Source organism: Microvirga sp. 2TAF3, from assembly GCF_052114965.1.
Classification (GTDB): Bacteria; Pseudomonadota; Alphaproteobacteria; order Rhizobiales; family Beijerinckiaceae; genus Microvirga.
In genome coordinates, this window is sequence record NZ_JBFRFT010000005.1 from 20,851 (window position 1) to 41,650 (window position 20,800).

20 protein-coding genes and 1 pseudogene are annotated in these 20,800 nt (G+C 61.6%); 5 read left to right on the forward strand and 16 right to left on the reverse strand.

The features are described 5' to 3' along the window. Positions 1-104: 104 nt before the first annotated feature. From AB4Y97_RS06840 to AB4Y97_RS06865, 6 genes are all read right to left on the reverse strand, one after another. Positions 105-863, reverse strand: coding sequence for a TerC family protein (locus AB4Y97_RS06840; protein ID WP_441998277.1), 759 nt, complete (start codon positions 861-863; stop codon positions 105-107). 182 nt (positions 864-1,045) lie between these two features. Beyond that, positions 1,046-1,348: a hypothetical protein gene (locus AB4Y97_RS06845; protein ID WP_441998278.1), complete on the reverse strand. Its 303-nt coding sequence runs from the start codon at positions 1,346-1,348 to the stop codon at positions 1,046-1,048. A 22-nt stretch (positions 1,349-1,370) separates the two neighbouring features. Beyond that, positions 1,371-2,087 carry a Bax inhibitor-1/YccA family protein gene (locus AB4Y97_RS06850; protein ID WP_441998279.1) on the reverse strand — a complete coding sequence of 239 codons (717 nt, stop codon included), beginning with the start codon at positions 2,085-2,087 and terminating at the stop codon, positions 1,371-1,373. 23 nt (positions 2,088-2,110) lie between these two features. After that, positions 2,111-2,872 carry an anti-sigma factor family protein gene (locus AB4Y97_RS06855; protein ID WP_441998280.1) on the reverse strand — a complete coding sequence of 254 codons (762 nt, stop codon included), beginning with the start codon at positions 2,870-2,872 and terminating at the stop codon, positions 2,111-2,113. Then, positions 2,865-3,416, reverse strand: coding sequence for a sigma-70 family RNA polymerase sigma factor (locus AB4Y97_RS06860; RefSeq protein ID WP_441998281.1), 552 nt, complete (start codon positions 3,414-3,416; stop codon positions 2,865-2,867). Before AB4Y97_RS06860 ends, AB4Y97_RS06855 begins: the two co-directional genes overlap by 8 nt. Then, positions 3,413-3,820 carry a hypothetical protein gene (locus AB4Y97_RS06865; RefSeq protein WP_441998282.1) on the reverse strand — a complete coding sequence of 136 codons (408 nt, stop codon included), beginning with the start codon at positions 3,818-3,820 and terminating at the stop codon, positions 3,413-3,415. Before AB4Y97_RS06865 ends, AB4Y97_RS06860 begins: the two co-directional genes overlap by 4 nt. Before the next feature lie 358 nt (positions 3,821-4,178). Here AB4Y97_RS06865 and AB4Y97_RS06870 point away from each other — a divergent pair. Then, a pseudogene (locus tag AB4Y97_RS06870) lies at positions 4,179-5,396 on the forward strand (ISNCY family transposase). Positions 5,397-5,450: 54 nt separating this feature from the next. Here AB4Y97_RS06870 and AB4Y97_RS06875 read toward each other — a convergent pair. Continuing rightward, a complete protein-coding gene (locus AB4Y97_RS06875; RefSeq protein WP_441998283.1) occupies positions 5,451-5,804 on the reverse strand; it encodes a hypothetical protein in 354 nt (117 codons plus the stop codon). A gap of 560 nt (positions 5,805-6,364) precedes the next feature. After that, positions 6,365-7,294, reverse strand: coding sequence for an extensin-like domain-containing protein (locus AB4Y97_RS06880; protein ID WP_441998284.1), 930 nt, complete (start codon positions 7,292-7,294; stop codon positions 6,365-6,367). 82 nt (positions 7,295-7,376) lie between these two features. On the opposite strand from AB4Y97_RS06880, the gene AB4Y97_RS06885 reads away from it, so the two are divergent. Both AB4Y97_RS06885 and mazG read left to right on the forward strand, forming a co-directional pair. Beyond that, positions 7,377-8,249 carry a DMT family transporter gene (locus AB4Y97_RS06885; RefSeq protein ID WP_441998285.1) on the forward strand — a complete coding sequence of 291 codons (873 nt, stop codon included), beginning with the start codon at positions 7,377-7,379 and terminating at the stop codon, positions 8,247-8,249. Positions 8,250-8,389: 140 nt separating this feature from the next. Beyond that, complete coding sequence (gene mazG, locus AB4Y97_RS06890) at positions 8,390-9,235, forward strand: nucleoside triphosphate pyrophosphohydrolase (RefSeq protein ID WP_441998286.1); 846 nt, start codon at positions 8,390-8,392, stop codon at positions 9,233-9,235. Here mazG and hflX read toward each other — a convergent pair. The 7 genes from hflX to dusB all read right to left on the reverse strand — a co-directional run bounded on the left by hflX (position 9,230) and on the right by dusB (position 18,483). Beyond that, positions 9,230-10,633, reverse strand: a complete 1,404-nt coding sequence (gene hflX / locus AB4Y97_RS06895; RefSeq protein WP_441998287.1) for a GTPase HflX — start codon at positions 10,631-10,633, stop codon at positions 9,230-9,232. The two genes, mazG and hflX, sit on opposite strands and share 6 nt — an antisense overlap. A 1-nt stretch (position 10,634) precedes the next feature. Next, positions 10,635-10,889 (reverse strand): RNA chaperone Hfq, encoded by a 255-nt coding sequence (gene hfq, locus AB4Y97_RS06900; protein WP_109597423.1) that lies wholly within the window; start codon positions 10,887-10,889, stop codon positions 10,635-10,637. Between the two features lie 177 nt (positions 10,890-11,066). Further along, positions 11,067-12,437 (reverse strand): nitrogen assimilation response regulator NtrX, encoded by a 1,371-nt coding sequence (ntrX, locus tag AB4Y97_RS06905; RefSeq protein ID WP_441998288.1) that lies wholly within the window; start codon positions 12,435-12,437, stop codon positions 11,067-11,069. Continuing rightward, positions 12,434-14,683 carry an ATP-binding protein gene (locus AB4Y97_RS06910; protein WP_441998289.1) on the reverse strand — a complete coding sequence of 750 codons (2,250 nt, stop codon included), beginning with the start codon at positions 14,681-14,683 and terminating at the stop codon, positions 12,434-12,436. Before AB4Y97_RS06910 ends, ntrX begins: the two co-directional genes overlap by 4 nt. Positions 14,684-14,892: 209 nt before the next feature. Further along, positions 14,893-16,350 carry a nitrogen regulation protein NR(I) gene (ntrC, locus tag AB4Y97_RS06915; RefSeq protein ID WP_441998290.1) on the reverse strand — a complete coding sequence of 486 codons (1,458 nt, stop codon included), beginning with the start codon at positions 16,348-16,350 and terminating at the stop codon, positions 14,893-14,895. A 10-nt stretch (positions 16,351-16,360) separates the two neighbouring features. Then, a complete protein-coding gene (locus tag AB4Y97_RS06920) occupies positions 16,361-17,434 on the reverse strand; it encodes a two-component system sensor histidine kinase NtrB (protein ID WP_441998291.1) in 1,074 nt (357 codons plus the stop codon). A 29-nt stretch (positions 17,435-17,463) separates the two neighbouring features. Beyond that, positions 17,464-18,483, reverse strand: coding sequence for a tRNA dihydrouridine synthase DusB (gene dusB, locus AB4Y97_RS06925; protein WP_441998292.1), 1,020 nt, complete (start codon positions 18,481-18,483; stop codon positions 17,464-17,466). 151 nt (positions 18,484-18,634) lie between these two features. On the opposite strand from dusB, the gene AB4Y97_RS06930 reads away from it, so the two are divergent. Then, entirely contained in the window at positions 18,635-19,846 is a 1,212-nt protein-coding gene (locus tag AB4Y97_RS06930; protein ID WP_441998293.1) for a bifunctional 2-C-methyl-D-erythritol 4-phosphate cytidylyltransferase/2-C-methyl-D-erythritol 2,4-cyclodiphosphate synthase, read from the forward strand. Beyond that, complete coding sequence (locus AB4Y97_RS06935; protein ID WP_441998294.1) at positions 19,843-20,331, forward strand: CinA family protein; 489 nt, start codon at positions 19,843-19,845, stop codon at positions 20,329-20,331. The genes AB4Y97_RS06930 and AB4Y97_RS06935 overlap by 4 nt, the downstream gene beginning before the upstream one ends. Here the strand turns inward: AB4Y97_RS06935 and AB4Y97_RS06940 are convergent, their stop codons facing one another. Further along, complete coding sequence (locus AB4Y97_RS06940) at positions 20,332-20,799, reverse strand: type II toxin-antitoxin system RatA family toxin (protein ID WP_441998295.1); 468 nt, start codon at positions 20,797-20,799, stop codon at positions 20,332-20,334. It lies immediately after the preceding gene. Between the last annotated feature and the right edge of the window lies 1 nt (position 20,800).

The window sequence follows — 20,800 nt, forward strand, 5'->3', positions numbered from 1 at the left end:
TGAGTGGCAGCGAAGCGCTTCATACGGTTCATTTGCTAACGTCTTGCGAGGTGATAGCGCGAAAGGGGAGGGAGGCTTTGTTACAAAAGCCTCCCTGTGCGACATCAGCGTTTGAGATCGGCACCAGATCCTGCGGCCTTGCGCCTGGCGGCCCGCCTCGAGAGCATGTTCAGCCCCTCGACCAGGGCCGAGAAGGCCATCGCTGCATAGATGTAACCCTTCGGCACATGGGCGCCGAAGCCCTCCGCGATCAGGGTCATGCCGATCATCAGGAGGAAGCCCAGGGCCAGCAAGACCACCGTCGGGTTGGCATGGATGAACTGGGCGAGGGGATTGGCTGCCAGAAGCATTACCGTCACGGCGATGACCACCGCAATCACCATGATCATCACGACGTCCGTCATGCCGACAGCCGTGATGATGCTGTCGAGAGAGAAGACAAGGTCAAGCAGCAGGATCTGAGTGATCGCCGCGCCGAAGGTCATCGTGGCCTTCGCGGTATCAAAGACGTCGTCCGATGGGGTGGGATCGACGTTGTGGTGGATCTCCTTGGTCGCCTTCCAGACGAGGAAGAGACCACCGCCGATCAGGATCAGGTCGCGCCAGGAGAACCCGTGCCCGAACAGGGAGAAGATCGGTTCTGTCAGGGTCACGATAATGGCAATGGTGCTAAGCAGCCCGAGCCGCAGGATCAGTGCCAAGCCGATGCCGATGCGACGGGCCTTCGAGCGCTGGTGCTCGGGAAGCTTGTTTGACAGGATCGAGATGAAGATCAGGTTGTCGATGCCGAGCACGACCTCCATGACGATCAGGGTTGCAAGTGCGGCCAAGGCCGTCGGGTCAGATAACCACGCGAAATCCATTCAATGTTCCTTCCCGCCTGCAATCGGGTGAATGCTTTAAAGCGCGCATGTCTTCAAGAACTGAGACCAACTCGCCCGGCACGCCGTTTCGGACGCGAGTTTCAGAAGACGTCACATCGGCCGCTTGATCATCGTTCGTCGCATCAGGTGGCGGCCGAGAGGTCTTGGTCGAGACATTTCGGTCAGATGAGAATCCAAAGATGGGCGAAGAGGGCCTTGAGGCAAGCCACGATCGCCGAGGAGATCGCCGCAAAAGGATCAGCAGGCTGCCGCCGTCGCCCCCAGCAGGCGAGCGTAGCAAGGCCATCCTGCTCGGTGGTTCCAAGCGAGAAAGCCGAGATGGCGAAGGCCGGCGGAATGTTACCGAGCATCATACCGCCCGCAACGCCCAGGGCGAGCTCCCGATTATGGCGGTCCTGCGCTGCGCCCGCGATGAAACCGCCGCCTCTGCGGCCGGGCGCCATATGGGGAGGCATGCCCTGCATGCCTCCTCGGCTGTGAAACGAACTACTCTTCCCGCTGGCCCGTGAGGCTGAGCAGGAGCTGGAACAGGTTGATGAAATTCAGGTAGAGCGAGAGCGCACCGAATACGGCCATCTTGCTGTTCGCCTCATGCCCATGGCTCTCGGCATACTGCTCCTTGATGGACTGCGTGTCGTAGGCGGTCAGGCCCGTGAACACGAGAACGCCGATGATCGAGATGGCGAATTGCAGCACGCTCGAACCGACGAAGATGTTGACCAGTGACGCAATCACGATGCCGATCAAGCCCATGAACAGGAACGAGCCGAACTTGGAGAGATCGCGCTTCGTCGTGTAGCCATAGAGGCTCGTCGCGCCGAACATCGACGCCGTGATGAAGAAGGTGCGCGCGATGCTTGTGCCGGTGAAGACCAGAAACACGGAAGCGAGCGACAGACCCATTACGGCGCAGAAAGCCCAGAACAGCATCTGCGCCGTCGCAGCCGAGATGGCGTGCATGCGGAACGAGAAGAAGAACACGAAGGCTAGGGGCGCGAGCATCACGACCCATTTCAACGGGGTCTGGAAGATGGGCACGTAGAGAGCCGGCGTCGAGGCGATGAAGAAGGCCACCAGCCCGGTCAGCACAAGGCCAAGACCCATGTAATTATAGACGCGCAGCATGTGCTGGCGCAGGCCCTCATCGAAGAGGGCGCCGCTCGTGCGGGCCGTGGCGCTCTGCCAAGCGTATGGTGTATTCATGTCAAATATCCTTCATGTGGTTGTTACTGAAGCTTGCGGGCCAACCGGGTGGCCGCCCTTTCGATGGCCTTGTCGCTGCCGCTACCGGTCAGCGCATAGGCGAGGGGGCCCGTCTGCCAGTAGACGGCCTTCGCTCCGTCGAAGCGCGCGAGCGTCGGGGTAATGACGTCGAATGTCGGGACATGCGCCGCGAAGAGGGACACCCGACCCAGATCGCCGGCATCGATGGCGATCTCGATGCTGTGACCGTCTCTGGACGGAAAGACCTGCGCATCACGAACCTGCCATTCATCCGGCAAGGCTGGCAGCTGGATCCCGGTTGCAGTGAGGATCTCGGCGGGATCGTATCCGGCCGCCTCGGACTGCGAGGCCATGCGTGCCCGCAAAAGGGCCGTTTCGTGCGAGTGCCGGGCATCCTCGACGAAGGCCGGCGGCTTGGGTGAGGCCTCGCTGTCTGTGATCCCGAGCCCGATCTGTGCATGGGCGACCCAGCCGATTCCGACGAGGGCGACCACGGCCGCCACCCGGCGCAGCCGCAGTCCGGTCTCGCGCCAGGCAAGGGCGCGTTCGAGGCGGTGGGCGGCACCAAACATTGACTCCGAAGGGCGCGGCAGCCCCCCTGCAAAGGCAAGCCGCAGGGCGTCTCGGTCCTTCAAATCAGCCATGACCCGAGCTGCGACCTCGGGGTTCCGAGCGAGATAGCTCTCGACCTCGATCCGGCGAGCCGCCTCAATCTGGTCGTCGACATAGCCGAGAAGGTCGGTTTCGGTGATGGGATCAGCCATTTGATCCTCCTACGACGCGAAGGGCCGGGCGGGATTTGCCTGCCGTAATCGGGAGTTCGCCCTGGCCCGCCTCGAAGGCGCGCAGCGCGGCGCGGGCGCGGCCGAGGCGCGACATCAAGGTCCCGACCGGAATATCGAGGGTTAAGGCCGCCTCCTGGTAGGAAAGGCCTTCAATGGCCACAAGGTGCAGCACGGCACGCTGCTCATCAGGCAAATGCAGGAACGCAGCCTGGATCTGCTGGAGTCTGACCCGGTTTTCCTGGTCAGCCGGAGCGATATCGTCACTGAGCTCGGCAGCGTGCCGTACACGACGGGCCTCCGCCACATGACGGCGACGGGCATTGATGAAGGTGTTGTGCAGGATCGAGAGCAGCCAGCCGCGCAGGTTTCCGCTAACGCGGAAGGAACCTTGCCGCTCATAGGCGCGGACAAGGGTGTCCTGCACCAGATCCTCGGCCTGGCTCTCGTCGCGTGTCAGCGCTCGCGCGTAGCGGCGCAAGGGCCCCAGCAGGCCGATGACATCCATGCGTTTGCTGTCGTTCATGACCGGTATACGGGGCTGATCATGGTTTTAATCCGGGAGAGGTCAGATTTTCTGGTTGCGACCTCGACTAGCCCAGACCGGCTTTGCCCCGGCAGCCTCAGCAGCGAACCTGTGTCGCATGCCCCGGTGAGCATCTCTATCTCGAAGGATTTCCGCGGAAAGGCGCTCTGACGAAGGAATCCTGGCGACGCATCTCGCACACTGGAGGCATAAACGACAGGCCGCATAAGCCAGAGGAGATTGAAGCCGGCGCCGACATTCCCGCCAACGACTGGGCCTGAGAGCTCAATGTTGCGAGAGAGACCGTCGAGGGCGGCGGCATTCGCGGTAGCGATGGGCTCGCGAAGCCCTGCATCATTCTCGATGACAAGGATGGACGGGTCGGCAGTCTGAGTGGAATCCATGATCGGATCCTCCAGTTGCGGTCGCGCTCGTGGGCGCAAGGGCAAGAGAAGGAGTCCGACATCGCGAGCGGCGACCCGCTCGCCAGAGGGGCCCGGACCCTAAGGCAACGTTGAGGTAGGTAGCGAGGGCTCCGCATGCAAGAGGGAGCGCGACATCGGGTGCCGCGATGGGTTTTGCTGCGCCTGGGTGTCGGCTTCACTGACCTTAAAAAGCGATATTGTCGGAAAGCAATGCGTTGGTTCCATAATATATCTTATGCGAAATTCGCTTGTAACTGCCATATACAAATGTCAGTGCCCTGCCATTTAGAGATGTCAGTTCCAGTTCCCCCTCCCTGGATATGGGAGGACCAGGGCGATGACGGTGATCAGCATGAGCCACCAGGAACTGCATCGGCTGCGCGTGGTGATGGATCTGGCTGAGGACCGCCTAACCGCAACGGAGGCCGCCATTCAGCTCCATCTGACCGAGCGCCAGGTCTGGCGGCTGCGCCGCCGCTTTCTCCAAGACGGCGCGGCCGGTCTGACGTCGCGCAAGCGCGGACGGATCAGCAATCGGCGCTTTCATCCCTCGGTGCGGATGATGGCGCTGACGCTGGTCCGCGAGCATTATGCCGATTTCGGCCCGACGTTCGCGGCCGAGAAGCTGGCTCAGCGCCATGGCCTGTTCGTCGGTCGTGAGACCTTGCGCAAATGGATGATGGAAGCCGGCCTCTGGCTGGACCGCAAGCAGCGCTACAAGCCGGTGCATCAGCCGCGCAATCGCCGGGAATGCGTCGGTGAGCTGATCCAGATCGACGGGTCTGATCACCACTGGTTCGAGAATCGTGGCCCGCGCTGCACGCTGCTGGTCTTCATCGACGACGCCACCAGCCGCCTGATGCATCTGAAGTTCGTGGCGACGGAATCGACCTTCGACTATTTCACCGTGACGCGGGAGTATCTCGAGCGCTACGGCAAGCCAGTCGCCTTCTACTCGGACAAGCATGCCACGTTCCGCGTCAACCAGGTCGGCGCCGTAGGCGGCGACGGCATGACCCAGTTCGGCCGAGCCCTGCATCAGCTCAACATCGACATCATCTGCGCCAACGCTCCGCAGGCCAAGGGCCGGGTCGAGCGCGCCAACGGCACCTTGCAGGACCGGCTCGTGAAGGAGCTGCGGCTGGCGGGGATCGCGTCGATCGAAGCGGCCAACACGTTCCTGCCGGCCTTCATGGAGGATTATAACCGCCGCTTTGCCAAGGTCCCGTTCAGCGACAAGGATCTGCATCGGTCGTTGGGGGAATACGACGATCTCGATGAGGCGTTTGCCTGAAAGGAGGAGCGGACGGCCTCGAACAATCTGACGCTGCAATATGACCAGGTGCTGTTCATTCTCGAGCCGAATGCAATCACAAGGCCCCTCGCCCGCCAGCGCGTCACCGTCTACGATTATCCGGACGGCCGCTTTGCCATCAAGCATCTCGGCCCGGTGCTGGCTTATATCGCCGAGCGGCAGGAGGAGCTCGACATGAGCCGCAGCCGTAAGGCGCCGCGCCGACGCGGCCAGGCCAAGAGTCTGTTCAAGGTCGGGTGAGAGAAGCTTTTACCGGTTAGGCGCTCGCACATCACGGCTGTGCTATTGCAGCCTTCAGGAAAGCCCCTGCGCGATCTCGATCTGTCGCTCCAGCAAGGACACGAACAGTTTTGCATGGTCGATCGACATAATCCTCATGATGTGGCTCAAAGATGTGAACCAAACTGTAAGCACGATAAAGACTTCATCATATTTTGTATTATATCGCAGATCGACGCTCGCACCCTTTATTCCAAACTCATAACCGACTGTAAGTTCCTTGTTTATTATTGCTTTTTTCGCCCTATACCCCATCAAGAGGTCATTAAAATAGAGACCGATCCGCCCGGAGCCAAACGGGTTCGATATTGTCCGCTGCTTGTCGGAGTACGTTTGCTCTGCGATAGCAACCAACTCGTTGAGAGACACAATAAGTCGCTTTACCTGAGTTGCGTTTAACAGAGCTTCACAAAACGAAAAGTCGTCTCCGGGAAATTCTATTCTTAAACCGATCAGGCGCTGACCGGAATATTTGTTATCTCCAAAGAACTCTCGGATAAGTAATCTTACTGCGTCTCTATGACTACCAAATTCAATAACTTGGTCACTTACTATTTTGCTGTTTGTGGAAAGAAGGCGAATTTTTTGGGATTAGGCTCACGCGGACCTTTTCCTATACTCCCGCAGATACGATGAGCGCCTAACGCCAAAGATCGCAGAAATCGCTACCGCAGCGCGGCTACGCAATCCCGACCAGCTCCGCCGCGCTGCTCGGAGCCTTCAACCTTAACCAAAGTCCCTGACACCGCAAGGGAGCGCCTCGACGTGACATCTCTAATGAGGACAATCATCGACTTGTCTAACGGGTTCTGACATTGGCATGGGAAGGATGCAGGTCCCTTTCGTCCATTCTCGCCCCAAATTTTCAATCCTCGCGTTTTGCGAAGGCGCGCCCATGGCGGCTCCCTATTCCCCACTGCACGTAACATCTAATCGCAAATCCTATAGCGGTCGCTTGAACCGTGCTTCTGCAGGTCGACATGAAGATGATTGGCGTAGGACGGATCCGATCCGGGTCCGAGGATGGTAGTGAACCAACCGCATGCGGCCTTCCGCAGAGCCGCAATAGCGGCTTCGCGTCGCTCTTCGCCATCCGGCTTGATCCCGAGCTTTGACCCATCGGCAAGCTCGAAATGCGAAATGTCGATCGCCATCCCCTCGGCATGAGCTGAAAGCTTTCCGGAGGCTGCGCGGTTGCGATTGCGGCATTCGAACCCCGGACCCGTATGGACGGCCCTCAAGTCGCTTCCCAGATGGCCCGCGAGCATTGGCGCGACAAGATCTCCGAGCCAGTGACCGAGGCTCTCCGCAAAGGCACAGGCCAGGGTCGGCTGCTCCTTCAGGACGATGCGTGTCTCCGGACGGGATATCACGGGAATGGACAACAACCGCACAGGCGCCTCGATCCGGCAGAGTTCATTTCCTGTCCGGGGCGTTTCGGCGGGCTCGACCACGAACCCGGCGCTCCGTAAGCGCTCGACGCAATTGTCCGGCTCTTTTGCTTCTCGTGGAGCCTCCTTGGAGCTTGTGGGCGCGGAAGAGGATGTATCGGACGGGTTCGGTGGTTTTGGGCCGGCAGGTTCGGCCTCAACCGGCCGAGGAGGAGGTAAGGGCGGCTCGGCAGGAGCTTCCGCAGCCCAAGCGATACTCGTGGCAGCAAGGACAGAGAGCAGCGCAGAAAATCCTGCGAATCCCCCTCTCCCACCCGGATAAGCGAATTGTCTCATCCATACCTTTATAGGTCGAGCTCGTACGATCTCGACCCTTGTGCTTAGCAGGCATGAAACTGGCCGTCGCTGCGGGTCCACGGCCCTGCACTCAAGGCGCAAAGCAATCATTTTCGCTGCTGCCGACAGCATGGCAGACCCTCGCCGACCGGTGGTTGATCGTTATGCTCGTGTGGCCTTATGCATAGGCATGACCCTCAAGGATTTTATCCTCATGCTCCTGGTCTGCCTGACATGGGCAGCACATACGATCGTCAGCAAGATCGTCGTGTCCGGGATGGAAATTCCGCCGCTATTCTATGCGGCCGTCCGCTATGGGATCGTCGCGATCATCGCATTGCCGTGGCTGCTTCCGACGCCTCGACCGCGATGGCGCATTCTTCTCGTGGGATTTCTCATGGGTGGCGGCGGCTTCGCCCTGTTCTTCCTCGGAATCAAGACCGCGAGCCCCTCGAGCGCTGCGATTGTCGGACAGCTTGGCCTGCCGATCACGACCCTCCTTTCCGTGGCGATGCTGGGAGAAACGATTCACTGGAAACGGGGGCTTGGAATCGTGCTGACATTTCTCGGCGGGCTTCTCGTAATGTGGAATCCCGGCAATGGGTTCTCGATTTCGGGCGGGCTCGTATTGATTCTCGGCTCCGCATTCGCAGGCTCGCTCGCCGCCGTGATGATGAAGCAGATCCATGGCGTGCGGCCGTTGCAGTTCCAAGCCTGGATCGGCCTTACATCGGTCGTACCGCTTTCTTTTCTGTCAGCGGGTCTCGAGGCAGGCCAGCTTACGCAAGCATTGCAGGCCGGTTGGCCATTCGTGATGGCCGTGCTGTTTTCCGCTCTGATCGTCTCCCTGTTGGGTCATACGATCTATTACGGGCTCATTCGGAAATATCCCGCCAACCTGATCGCGCCCCTCATTGTCATGAGCCCGTTAATGACCGTTGCGATGGGGATTGTCGTGACGGGAGATCGTTTCGATCTTCGGATGATCCTCGGAACGACGCTCGCGCTCTGCGGGGTTCTGATCATTACGTTGAGGCGCAACCACGTCATGCCCCTGGCAGCCCTCGTCTGGGATCGCTTCCGTTAAAGCTCAAGTCAACGCTGACCGAGCCGTTTGACAGATCTGGCCTGCATCCTCATCTGCCGGTATTGCTGGCGTCAGCGGCATACGCGTGTTCAACAAGCTCCCGCCCTCAACATGATAATGGGATCACCATGGATCAGCCGATGAAACCGTCTCCCGATATCGCGCGACTTCTGGAGATCATGGCGGCTCTTCGTACACCGGAAACCGGCTGCCCATGGGACCTGGAGCAGAACTTCGAATCCATCACGCCCTATACGCTGGAAGAAGCCTATGAGGTCGTGGACGCCATCGAGCGCGGCGATCTCGGCGATCTGAGGGACGAACTCGGGGACCTCCTGCTTCAGGTGGTCTTTCATGCCCGTATGGCCGAGGAACAGGGCGCTTTCGCCTTCCAGGACGTGGTCGAGGCCATTACGCGAAAGCTCATTCGTCGCCATCCGCATGTCTTCGGCGACACGCGGGGCCTGTCACCGGACGAAGTCAAGCACTTGTGGGACGAGATCAAGCGTGAGGAAAAGGCCGAGAGGCAAGCTACTCGGGAGAAAACAGGCCTGCCCTCCGATCCGGAAGGCAGCGGCTTCCTCAGCGGAATTCCGACAGCCCTGCCCGCTTTGACCCGGGCCCAGAAGCTGACGGCCAAGGCCGCGAAAGTCGGCTTCGACTGGCCGGAAACCACGCAGGTGATCGACAAGATCCACGAGGAGTTGGACGAGGTGAAGGAAGCGGCCGCATCCGGTAGCCGGGACCGGATCGAGGACGAGATCGGAGACCTGCTCTTTGCCGCCACGAATCTCGCGCGCCATTACGGTGTCGATCCGGAATCGGCTCTTCGGCGAACGAATGCCAAGTTCGAGCGACGCTTCCGCGCCATCGAGGATACCTTGAAGCAGCAAAACAAGCCGCTCGAAGAGGCCACCCTCGATGAAATGGAGAAGCTTTGGGTCGAGGCTAAACTGGCCGAGCGGGAGCCCGGCGTATCGTCATAGCACCCGGGCCTGCGGGAACCGATTCAGGAACCGCGGCTCCTTGCCGGAGACCAGGCGCACGTGAAGGATCGAGTGACCGCTTTCCGTCGTCCGGCGCTTGAGAATCTCCGTATTCTCGTGCAGCCAGGCAAGCCCCTGGCCGTCCTCGGGAGCGATATCGACCTCGTAACTTGAGCGTCCCGTCGAGAGATGCTCCTCGATGGCGGAGAGCAACTCCGGCATGCCCTCCCCGGTCAGAGCCGAAACCAGGATAGGCCGCCTCTCCTCCTCGGCACGGTGCGAGGCCGTCGCCAGCCTCTCGCGATCCTCGGGAGAAAGAAGATCCGCCTTGTTCCAGACCTCGATGATTCGCCGCGTATCGTTTGGGTCGATCCCAAGCTCACGCAGGACGACGGCAACGTCGTCCGCCTGGGCATCCGTCTCCCCATGCGACACGTCGCGCACATGGAGCAGGATATCGGCCTCGACCACATCCTCCAGCGTCGCCCGGAAAGCCGCGACCAGCATCGTCGGCAAATCCGAGATAAAACCGACCGTGTCGGACAGAATGGCCTTCTCACCGTGCGGCAGATCGATGGCCCGCGATGTCGGGTCGAGGGTCGCGAATAGCATGTTCTCGGCCAGAACCTCGGCCTCGGTCAGGCGGTTGAACAGGGTCGATTTGCCCGCATTGGTGTATCCGACCAGAGCGACAATGGGATAAGGCACCCTCCTCCGGCTGGCACGATGCAGGGAACGGGTTTTCACGACGGTTTCGAGATCCCGCTCGATCCGCGTCATGCGCTCCTGAATCATGCGCCGGTCGGCCTCGATCTGGGTTTCACCCGGGCCTCCGAGGAAGCCGAAGCCGCCGCGCTGACGCTCGAGGTGGGTCCATGACCGGACGAGCCTGCCTTTCTGGTAGGACAGATGCGCCAGTTCGACCTGGAGTGTTCCTTCCTTCGTCCGGGCCCGCCGTCCGAAGATTTCCAGAATGAGGCCGGTCCGGTCGATGACCTTGGCGCCCCAGGCCTTTTCCAGGTTGCGCTGTTGGACGGGGCTGAGAGCGCAATCCATGATCACGAGACCGATGTCCTCGGCCGTGATCAGGCCAGCCAATTCCTCGACTTTGCCGCTGCCGATATAGGTCGCAGGCCTCGGCGCGGCCAAGGGTGCGATGACCGATCGTACGATTTGCAGATCGATGGCACCGGCAAGCCCGGAGGCCTCCTCCAGCCGCGCCTCGGGCGGACGGGGATTGGCCGTCTCGGCATCCACGGCCTCGAGGTTGACGGATAAACGCCGCTTTCGAGTCAGGTAAGGGCCGACGACAAGCGTCCTAGTTCCCGCCGCAACCTCTTTCTCAGGTTCGGCAAGCTTGGCAAGACGCTGTTCACCCGGAGAACGCGGCTCTGTCACCTCAGGCCTTTTCGCTAGCCTCGTCGATTTGATCGAACAGTTGAACGGGCTGCCCCGGCATAATTGTGGAAATGGCGTGCTTATAAACCAGTTGGGAATGACCATCCCTGCGCAGAAGCACGCAGAAATTGTCGAACCAGGTCACGACCCCCTGAAGCTTGACGCCATTCACCAGGAAGATCGTAAGAGGAATTTTGTTCTTCCGGACGTAATTGAGGAAGGTGTCCTGAAGGTTCTGCGTGCGATCGCCCGCCATTGAAGTTGCCTCGTCAGCCCATCGCCGCCGGTCTTGGCTATGGGGCCGCCACTATATGGTTGTCCGCTTTCGTGCGGTCGTCGACCGGCACGCCTATTACAGGGCGAACCCTAAGGTTAAGCAAGAGGGCTCCCTCGTCTTATATCCTTATTGGCATAATTTCCCGTGGATCGTGACTTATCCACCAATACCGAGCGACTTCAACTTACGGTGAAGGGCCGAGCGCTCCATGCCGATGAACTCGGCAGTGCGGGAAATATTGCCGCTGAATCGGGCGATCTGGGCGAGGAGATACTCTCTCTCGAAGATCTCGCGCGCCTCCCGCAAGGGCAGGCTCATCAGCTTTTCCCCCCCTGCCCCGCCCGGTGTCGAAGGGACCAGGGCCCCGATTTCCGACGGCAGCATATCCGCCGTGACCTCCGCATCGGGATCGCCCGAGGTGAGAATCATCAGGCGCTCGACGTTGTTGCGAAGCTGACGCACGTTGCCCGGCCAGTCGTGGGACTGGAGTACCGCCATGGCATCGTCCGCGATCCGGCGCTTGGGCAAGCCCGTGGCGGCCGAGATCTGGTCCATGAAGAACTCGATCAGCTCCGGCACGTCCTCGCGCCGCTCGGCCAGCGACGGCACCCGAATCGGCACGACGCCAAGGCGATGGAAGAGATCCTCCCGCAGCCGCCCGGCGGCGATTTCAGCGGGCAGATCGCGACTTGAGGAGGAAATGATGCGGACATCCACATGGACGCGGGTGGAGCCCCCGACCCGCTGGAAGTTCTGATCGACCAGAACGCGAAGGATGCGATTCTGGGTCTCGCGCGGCATGTCGGCGATTTCATCCATATAGAGGGTGCCGCCATGAGCCTCCTCGAGCGCGCCGACACGGCGTCCACGGCCATCCTCGCCTTCCATGCCGAAAAGCTCGGCCTCCATATTCTCCGGCGTGATTGTCGCGGCGGAGAGAACGACGAATGGCCCGTTCGCGCGCGTGGAGAGGTTGTGAATAGTTCGCGCCGCCAGCTCCTTGCCCGACCCGGGCGCGCCCGTGACGAGAATGCGGGCATTGGTGGGGGCCGCCCGGTCCACTGCCTGACGAAGCTGGTTGATGATGACGGACCGGCCCGCGATGCGGCTCGCCTGCACCGAACGGGCCCGCAGATCGCGCACCTCGCGCTTGAGACGTGATGCTTCGAGCGCCCGCTCGGCCACCAGCACGAGCCGGTCGGCCTTGAACGGCTTCTCGATGAAATCGTAGGCGCCTGCCTTGATCGCCGAGACGGCGGTTTCGACATTGCCGTGTCCGGAGATCATCACGACAGGCAGGTCTGGATGCTGCGCCTTGACGAGGTCGAGCACTTGGAGGCCATCGAGCCTGCTGCCCTGAAGCCAGATGTCGAGAAAGACGAGATGCGGGCGCCGCGCCTCGATCGAGGCCAGCGCTTCATCGGACGTTCCGGCTGTCCGGGTGCGGTGCCCTTCATCCTCCAGGATGCCGGCCACGAGCTCCCGAATATCGGCTTCGTCATCGACGACGAGAATATCAGCACTCATAGGTTCGCCCCGCGAGAATCGGTTCGAGCGGAACTAACCGATGTGTCTTCCACTGCAACATGTTTCGTTTTTGGTATCCACATTCGAACCTGTCCACCCCTTCCGTGTGGGTTATCGACAAGCTCCATGCCCCCACCATGTTCTTCCAGGATCTTTGCGACGATGGGAAGTCCCAATCCGGTGCCGCCTTCGCGTGTCGTCATGTAGGGCTCCAGGAGACGCTGTCTTCCCTCTACGGGGAAGCCCTTGCCGTTATCTGTGACGGCCAGGATCAGGAAGGCGGGATGTGTGTCGTCCAGCAGCACTGAAATCCTCCCCTCACCCCGCTCCTCTTCAGGTACGGCAGAAATCGCTTCGGTTGCGTTCTTGACGATGTTCGTGACCGCCTGGGACAGAAGCCGCCGGTCGAACGGCGCAACGACGGGTCCTGACGGCATCTGGTCGGTGAACTGAATCTCGGGATGCGCAATGCGCATCATGAAGACGACCTGCCGGATCGTTTCGACGAGATCCTCCTCGCCGATCGTCGGCTTGGGCATGCGCGCAAAGGACGAGAACTCGTCGACCATCCGCTTGATGTCGTCCACCTGCCGCACGATGGTGTCGGTGCACTGGTCGAACACCTCCCGGTCCGCGGTGATGACCTTGCCGTATTTGCGCCGGATGCGCTCGGCCGAAAGCTGGATCGGGGTAAGCGGATTCTTGATTTCATGCGCGATGCGGCGCGCCACATCCGCCCAGGCGGACGTGCGCTGGGCGGTTACGAGATCGGTGATGTCGTCGAGGGTGATGACGAGTTCTCGCTCCTCGGCGCGGGCCTGCTCGCTGGTGACGCGGACATTGATAGTCCGCTCCTTGCCCTTCCGGGTCATCAGGATCTGCTTCTGCATGAGGCGCTGTCGCCCGTTGCCCATTTCTTCCACGAGGTCAGCCACTTCCGGCAGGACCATTGTAATGGAGCGGCCAAGCAACTCATCCATAGAGGCGGAGAGGAGAGCCTCCGTGGAGGGGTTTACAATGGTGATGACACCATGGGCGTCGATACCGATGACGCCCGCCGATACGCCAGCCAGGACAGCCTCGGTAAAGCGGCGGCGGCGGTCGATGAGATCACTGGCTGCTGTCAATCCATCGTGCTGGTGGCGCAACTCGGACGTCATCTTGTTGAAGGTCTCGCCGAGATGGGCAAGGTCACCCTCTCCGCGCCGGACAGGGACCTGGACGTAGAAATTACCGGTTGCGACCTGATCAGTCGCGTGGATGAGACGCCGGATCGGCGCAACGAGGCGATTGGCGAAGTTCAGTCCGAACCAGATGGCCGAGAGAAGAACAATTAGTGCGATCAGCGTGAACATCGATGCGAAAGCGATCTGGATGCCGACCTTCTTCTGCTCAAGCGCCCCATAAAAGGCCACGCCGGCCTCCGCGAGAAGCGGGAACTCGATCGCACGCGGGTCGACCTCGCGGGCCACGTAGAGCACGCGCCCGCCGTGAGTCTGCAGCTTCAACATGGCGCGGAAGATGTTACCGTCCCGCGGGAAGAGGCACAGGGCTTCGCTTTCGCTGGCGTCCCGAAGATCGGCGGCGGACGGTCGTGGCACGCCTTCGATGGGCTTTGCCTCCAACTTTTCGACCACTGTACCGTCCGGCTCCAGCATCTCGACGAACGGAAAACCGAGGAATAAAGCGCGCGAATTCATGAAGTCCCGGAAGACCTTTCGATCCGCGTCGTAAAGAACCTTCGCCCGGTTTAGATCGGCCGCCATCAGTTGCGTTTCACGCGCCAGGGTCCGGCATTGGAGTTCCCGGTAGGACCGGGCGATCTCGACCGTATTGGACATCAGTTCCTTGATCGACCCCGTGAACCAGGGGTCGAGGCCGCGCTCGAGCGTGACGGTCGCAACGACAGCAACCAGAATCGCAGGCAGCACTGCTACGAGACTGAAAAGCCCCACGATTCTCACATGAAGGCCGGCGGCGGCTGCCCCTGCCCTGCGCTCCCGCATCAGCCTTTTGGTCTGCCAGGCAACGATACCAAGCAACAGAAGGATCAGGACACCATTGAGGACGAAGACCCAAAGGACGACGTTGTGTGTCGGCAGAATCGGCGTTGCGCCTGCCAGGACCAGGAACGTCGCGAGGGCCGAGGCAAGCGCCGTCAGGACCGCGATCGGTCCGAGCCAGCCGAGGCTGCGCTGGACGACGTCCGTCGCCTGACGTTGTGCTTGAATGTCTTGGCTGATCAAGACGAGGCCCCGCAAATCAGGCGCATCGAACCGTGCGCCTCATGAACAGGTGATGCACCAACACAACACTGTGGTCAAATTATTACAGATGACAGGAGCATTTTCCGCAAGGACGGATCCGGTTCAGCGCCAGAAAATCCAGCGAAAAGAGAGCTTTAAGAGCGTTTTTTCGATTCTATCAGACCGTAAAAACGCTCTTGAAGGATTGATCAGCGTGCCCCGGAGCGCACTACCTGGAGTTCAAGATCGCGAATCTTCTTCCGAAGCGTGTTGCGATTGACTCCGAGGAGTTCGGCCGCCCGGATCTGATTGCCTCGGGTCGCCGCCAGCGCGACCCCGATCAGGGGGCCCTCGATTTCCCTCAGGACCCGGTGATAGAGACCGGGGGGCGGAAGCGTGTCCCTGAAGCCGGAGAAATATTCCGTGAGGTGCCGCTCGACCGCATCCGATAGATCCTCGGACGCCCCGCCCGCCGCGGGTTTGCCGGCCGCCTGCGGCATAGGCAGCGGCTGGGCATCCAGTTCCGCATCGATGATAGCGCCCGTGATTGTGTCCTGCGGATAGAGAGCCGCGAGCCGCCGGACGAGATTTTCAAGCTCCCGCACGTTTCCCGGCCAGCGATAACGCTTGAGTCGGTCCATGGCCTCGGAATCGAGCTGCTTGCGCGACAGGCCCTCCTTTTCGACGAGCGTGAAGAAGTGGCGTGCGAGATCAGGAATGTCCTCGACCCTTTCGCGCAGGGGCGGAAGGCGCAACGGCACGACATTGAGCCGGAAGAACAGATCCTCACGAAAGAGGCCCTGCTGAATCAGAACGCGAAGGTCCTTGTTGGTCGCAGCGACGATCCGCACATTCGTCTTGATCGGGATGCGTCCGCCGACCGTGGTGTACTCACCCTGCTGCAGGACACGCAGCAGGCGGGTCTGTGCCTCCATCGGCATATCGCCGATCTCGTCCAGGAAAAGCGTGCCGCCCTCGGCCTGCTCGAACCGCCCCGTGCTGCGCGCGGTCGCACCGGTGAAGGCGCCCTTCTCGTGGCCGAACAGGTCCGACTCGATCAGCTCGCGCGGGATCGCCGCCATGTTGACGGCAACGAACGGCCCCTGCCGGCGCTTGCCGTAATCATGCAGAGCGCGGGCGACGATTTCCTTGCCCGTGCCGGACTCTCCCGTGATCATCACGGTCAGATCCGTCGGCATCAACCGGGCGAGTGCGCGATAGATATCCTGCATGGCATGGGAACGACCCACGAGCGGAATCTCGTCGCCTTCCGGCGCATGCGGAGGATTGGACAGCGCACGTGGCCGCGAAAGCGCGCGGCCGACGACGGCCACGAGTTCCTTCAGATCGAAGGGCTTCGGCAGGTATTCGTAAGCGCCGCGCTCGGAGGCCTTGATGGCGGTCATGAACGTGTTCTGCGCGCTCATGACGATGATCGGCAGTTCAGGCCGCAGCTTCTTGATGCGTGGCAACAGATCGAACGCGTTCTCGTCGGGCATGACGACATCGGTGATGACGAGATCGCCCTCCCCTTGCGCGACCCAGCGCCAGAGGGTTGCAGCGTTGCTGGTGGAACGAACCTCATAACCGGCTCGGGACAGGGCCTGATTCAGGACGGTCCGGATGGCGGCGTCGTCGTCGGCGAGGAGAATCTGCCCGCTTGGCATGATGGAAGCCTCACATGTCAGCTTCGCGGCCATCATTGGCGCGATGCATCGGCAAGAGAATTCGAAACGTCGTGCGGCGGGGCGCGGGCTCGCATTCAACGATGCCGCCATGGTCGCCCACGATCTTGGCCACCAGGGCAAGCCCCAGGCCGCTGCCCTGGGCTTTGGTCGTGACGAAAGGATCGAAGAGATCGGCGGCCAGATCGGGCGGAATGCCTGGGCCGGTATCGCTGACGCTCAGTTCGATCGGCAGGCTCACCTTCTCCCGAGAGCCCGGAACTTGAAGCCGCACGCCGGTGCGGAACGCCGTCGACAGAACGATCTCTCCGTCGGACGCATCGATGCCGATGGCCTCCGCTGCATTCTTCACGAGATTCAGGATGACCTGAATGAGCTGGTCCCGGTTGCCGAGGACGGGTGGAAGCGAAGGATCGTAGTTTTCGATGAAGCGGATATGACGTGCGAAGCCGGACTGCGCCAATCTCTTGACGTGGTCGAGCACGCCGTGAACATTGATCGGCCCGCGCTCGACAGGGCGTTCCTCGCCGAACAACTCCATCCGCTCGACGAGTTTCACGATACGGTCCGTCTCGTCACAGATCAGGCGCGTGAGAAGACGGTCGTCATCGGCTGCGGACTGCTCCAAAAGCTGCGCGGCGCCGCGAATGCCGGAAAGCGGGTTCTTGATCTCATGCGCCAGCATGGCTCCGAGCGCCGTGATGGAACGCGCCGCACCGCGATGAGTCAGCTGCCGATCCATCTTGTCGGCAATGGTGCGCTCCTGCAGCATGACGACCACGTCGTCGCTGTCATCCCCCAACGGTGTCGCGAACACATCGACGATCCGCTCCGCGCCGATGCGCGGGCTGCCGATATCGATACGGTGCTCGCTGACGCTCGCTCCTCTCTGGCGCACGTCTTCGACAAGGCCGATGACAGGCGAGCCGAAAGGGGTGAAGTCGCTGAGCTTCTGGCGCTGCATGACCCGGAGGCTCATCTCGAAGAAGGCTTCAGCCGCCGCGTTGGCGTGCTTGATTCGGCCTTCCGGCCCGATGGTCAGCACCGGCAGCGGCAGCGCGTTCATGATGAGATCATTGATGCCTGCGCCCATCATCATGCCGCTTCCCGAACAGGCTCCGTGTGGAGGCGGCGCAGCATGGACACCACGATCCTCGGATCCTCCGACGTCACCAGAGCCGTGCGCATGGTGGAAGGCACATGAAAGCCGGACGCCGTGGCGACATCCGCATAAGCGGCAAGGTGCTTGCGCGCGTGGCGGATGCCGACCTGCTCGCCATAGAGCGCAAGAAGTCCTTCGTAATGCTCGACCGCAACTTCGGTCTTCGTCTCCGGCGCCGGATCCGGCAGGAAACGCCCCCGCAGGGCAGCGCCGATCTGGCCCACGAGCCATGGCCTCCCCACCGCCGAACGGCCGATCATCACCGCGTGGGCTTCAGAGGCATCGAGGCAGCGGCGGGCATCGTCGAGCGAGGCGATATCGCCATTCGCGATGACGGGAATGCTGACGGCCTCAGTCACCGGAGCGATGGCGCTCCAATCGGCCTCTCCCTTGTAGAATTGCTGCCGCGTCCGTCCATGAACGGTCACGGCCTTCACACCCAAACCTTCAGCGCGGCGTGCGAGTTCGGGGGCGTTGATGGTGGAGTGATCCCAGCCGAGCCGCATCTTGATCGTAACGGGCACGCTCGCGGCATTCACCGTCGCCTCGATCAGGCGGCAGGCATGGTCGAGGTCGCGCATCAGCGCCGAGCCGGAATATCCGCCGATGACCCGCTTGGCCGGGCACCCCATATTGATGTCGATGATGCCCGCGCCCGCTTCTTCCGCGACCCGGACGGCCTCTGCCATCCAACGGGGCTCGCAACCGGCAAGCTGGACGACATGAGGCTCGATTCCCGAGCCTTCCGCTCGCAACTGCGCCTCGGACGATCCTTGGACCAACTCGTCCGACGCGACCATCTCGGACACGACGAGGCCAGCCCCCATGCGCTTGGCGATGCGGCGGAAGACGACATCCGTCACGCCCGACAATGGCGCGAGGACAGCCGGCACATCGACTGCTACCAACCCGATCCGAAAACCAGACTCGCCTATTTTTTGATCACTCTTCATTATGCCCAATGAATAGCCAAATCCATGATGGATTCAAGAGCTCAGGGACGGCTCTCTCTGCGACCCATGAGAGCGGGATCCAGGAGCGGGATCCATTTGCCTTATCGGAGTCACGCCCTTAGGAGAGCGGAAACACGGAGAGCTCGCCCCGATGTCAGTCGCTGCCCTTATTGTTGCTGCCGGACGCGGATCGCGAGCAGGCGAAGGCGTGCCGAAGCAATACAGGCCACTTGCCGGCCGCACCGTCCTGGCGCGGACGCTCGATCTCTTCCTCGGACACCCTCGGATTGACCACGCGATCGTGGTCATCCACCCGGATGATCGGGCGCTCTATCAGGCCAGCCTCGCCAAACTCCCTCCGGATAAGATGTTTCACCTCTTGCCTTATGCGGAAGGCGGCGAGACTCGGCAGGATTCGGTCAGGAAGGGCCTCGAAGCGCTTGTTTCCGGACCTCCGGAAATCGTCCTCGTCCACGACGCCGCCCGCCCCTTCATCGATGCGGGCTTCATTGACCGCGCCATCGAGGCGGGACGCAGGTCGAAAGCCGCCGTTCCCGGCATTGCCGTAACCGACACGATCAAGCTGATCGGCTCGGACCGAAACGTGGTATCCACGCCCGACAGGGCAAGCCTCCGAGCCGTCCAGACCCCTCAGGCCTTCCATTTCCAGGTCCTTCTCGACGCGCACCGCAAGGCCGCCATGGCCGGGCTCCACGCCTTCACGGATGACGGGGCGCTCGCCGAATGGGCCGGGTTGCCGGTCCATGTGTTCGACGGCGATGCTCGCAACATCAAGCTCACCCATGCCGCCGATTTCGGTGAAGCCGAGCGGCGCCTGCAAAAGTCCTTCCCGCAAGAGCCATCCATGACCTACCTGACACGCCTCGGCACCGGTTTCGACGTTCACGCCTTCGCGGAAGGCGATCATGTCTGGCTCGGCGGCATCAGAGTGCCGCATGACAGGGGCGTGCTGGCCCATTCCGATGGTGACGTGATCCTCCATGCCCTCACCGACGCCATCCTGGGCGCGCTGGCGGATGGGGATATCGGCACACATTTCCCGCCGAGCGATCCGCAATGGCGCGGCGCCTCTTCGGACCGGTTCCTCGCCCACGCGGTCTCGCTTGTGCGGCAGCGCGGCGGCATCGTCGATCATCTCGACGCGACACTGCTCTGCGAGAAGCCGCGCCTCAGCCCTCATCGTGAAGCCATGCGCCTGCGCATCGCCGAGATCGCAGGCCTCAGGCTCGATCAGGTCTCGCTCAAGGCGACGACCACCGAGAAGCTCGGCTTCACTGGCCGCAGCGAGGGCATCGCGGCGCAGGCCGCCGCTACGATCCGGCTGCCGGAGATCGCCGCATGAACGCGGAATTGAAGGAACGGGCCGCCCGGCTGCTCTCGGCCTATGCAGACAGGAAGCTGATGATCGCTACCGCCGAATCCTGTACGGGCGGCCTTGTCATTGGCCTGCTCACGGAGATCGCGGGCTCCTCCGCCGTCGTCGAGCGCGGCTTCGTGACTTATTCCAACGCAGCCAAGACGGAAGCGATCGGCGTCCCGGCCGATCTCATCGCTGCGCATGGCGCGGTTAGCGAGTCCGTCGCCCGCGCCATGGCGGAAGGCGCGCTCGCGCATTCGCGGGCCGATGTGGCCGTTGCGATCACGGGCGTCGCGGGTCCGAGCGGCGGCAGCGAGGAGAAGCCCGTCGGCCTCGTCCATTTCGGCCTTGCGCGAAAAGGCGAAGCGACCATTCATCTCGAACGGCGCTACGGCAATCTCGGACGGGAGAATGTGAGACGACGCGCGGTCGAGGATGCGCTCGGGCTCCTAGAGAAAGTGCTCGGCTGATCAGGCCTGAGCCAGCGAGGGCGGCGTATAGATCTCGTCCGCCCTCTCCTCGAATGCTCCGGCGAACTTGCGGAACGCCTTGTCGAAGACACTGCCCATCAACAGGCCGAGAGCGAAGCTCTTGAACTCGTAGTTGATATAGAACTCCACATCGCAGCCGGCCGGCGTTTCGCGGAAGGTCCAGCGGTTTTCCAGGAATTTGAAGGGCCCGTCCACATACTCGACCTGAATGCGCAGGCGCGGATCGTCGAGAGTGACGCGGCTCGTGAAGCTTTCGCGAATGGCCTTGTAGCCGACCGTCATGGCGGCAACGATAGTCTCGATGCCCTCCCCGCTCTGCGCCCGGCGAATGATGCGCAATTCCTCGCAGAGCGGCACGAATTCCGGATAGCGCTCCACGTCGGCGACGAGGGCGAACATCTGGGCCGGGCTATGCTTCACAGAGCGCGTGGAGCGGAACGTCGGCATG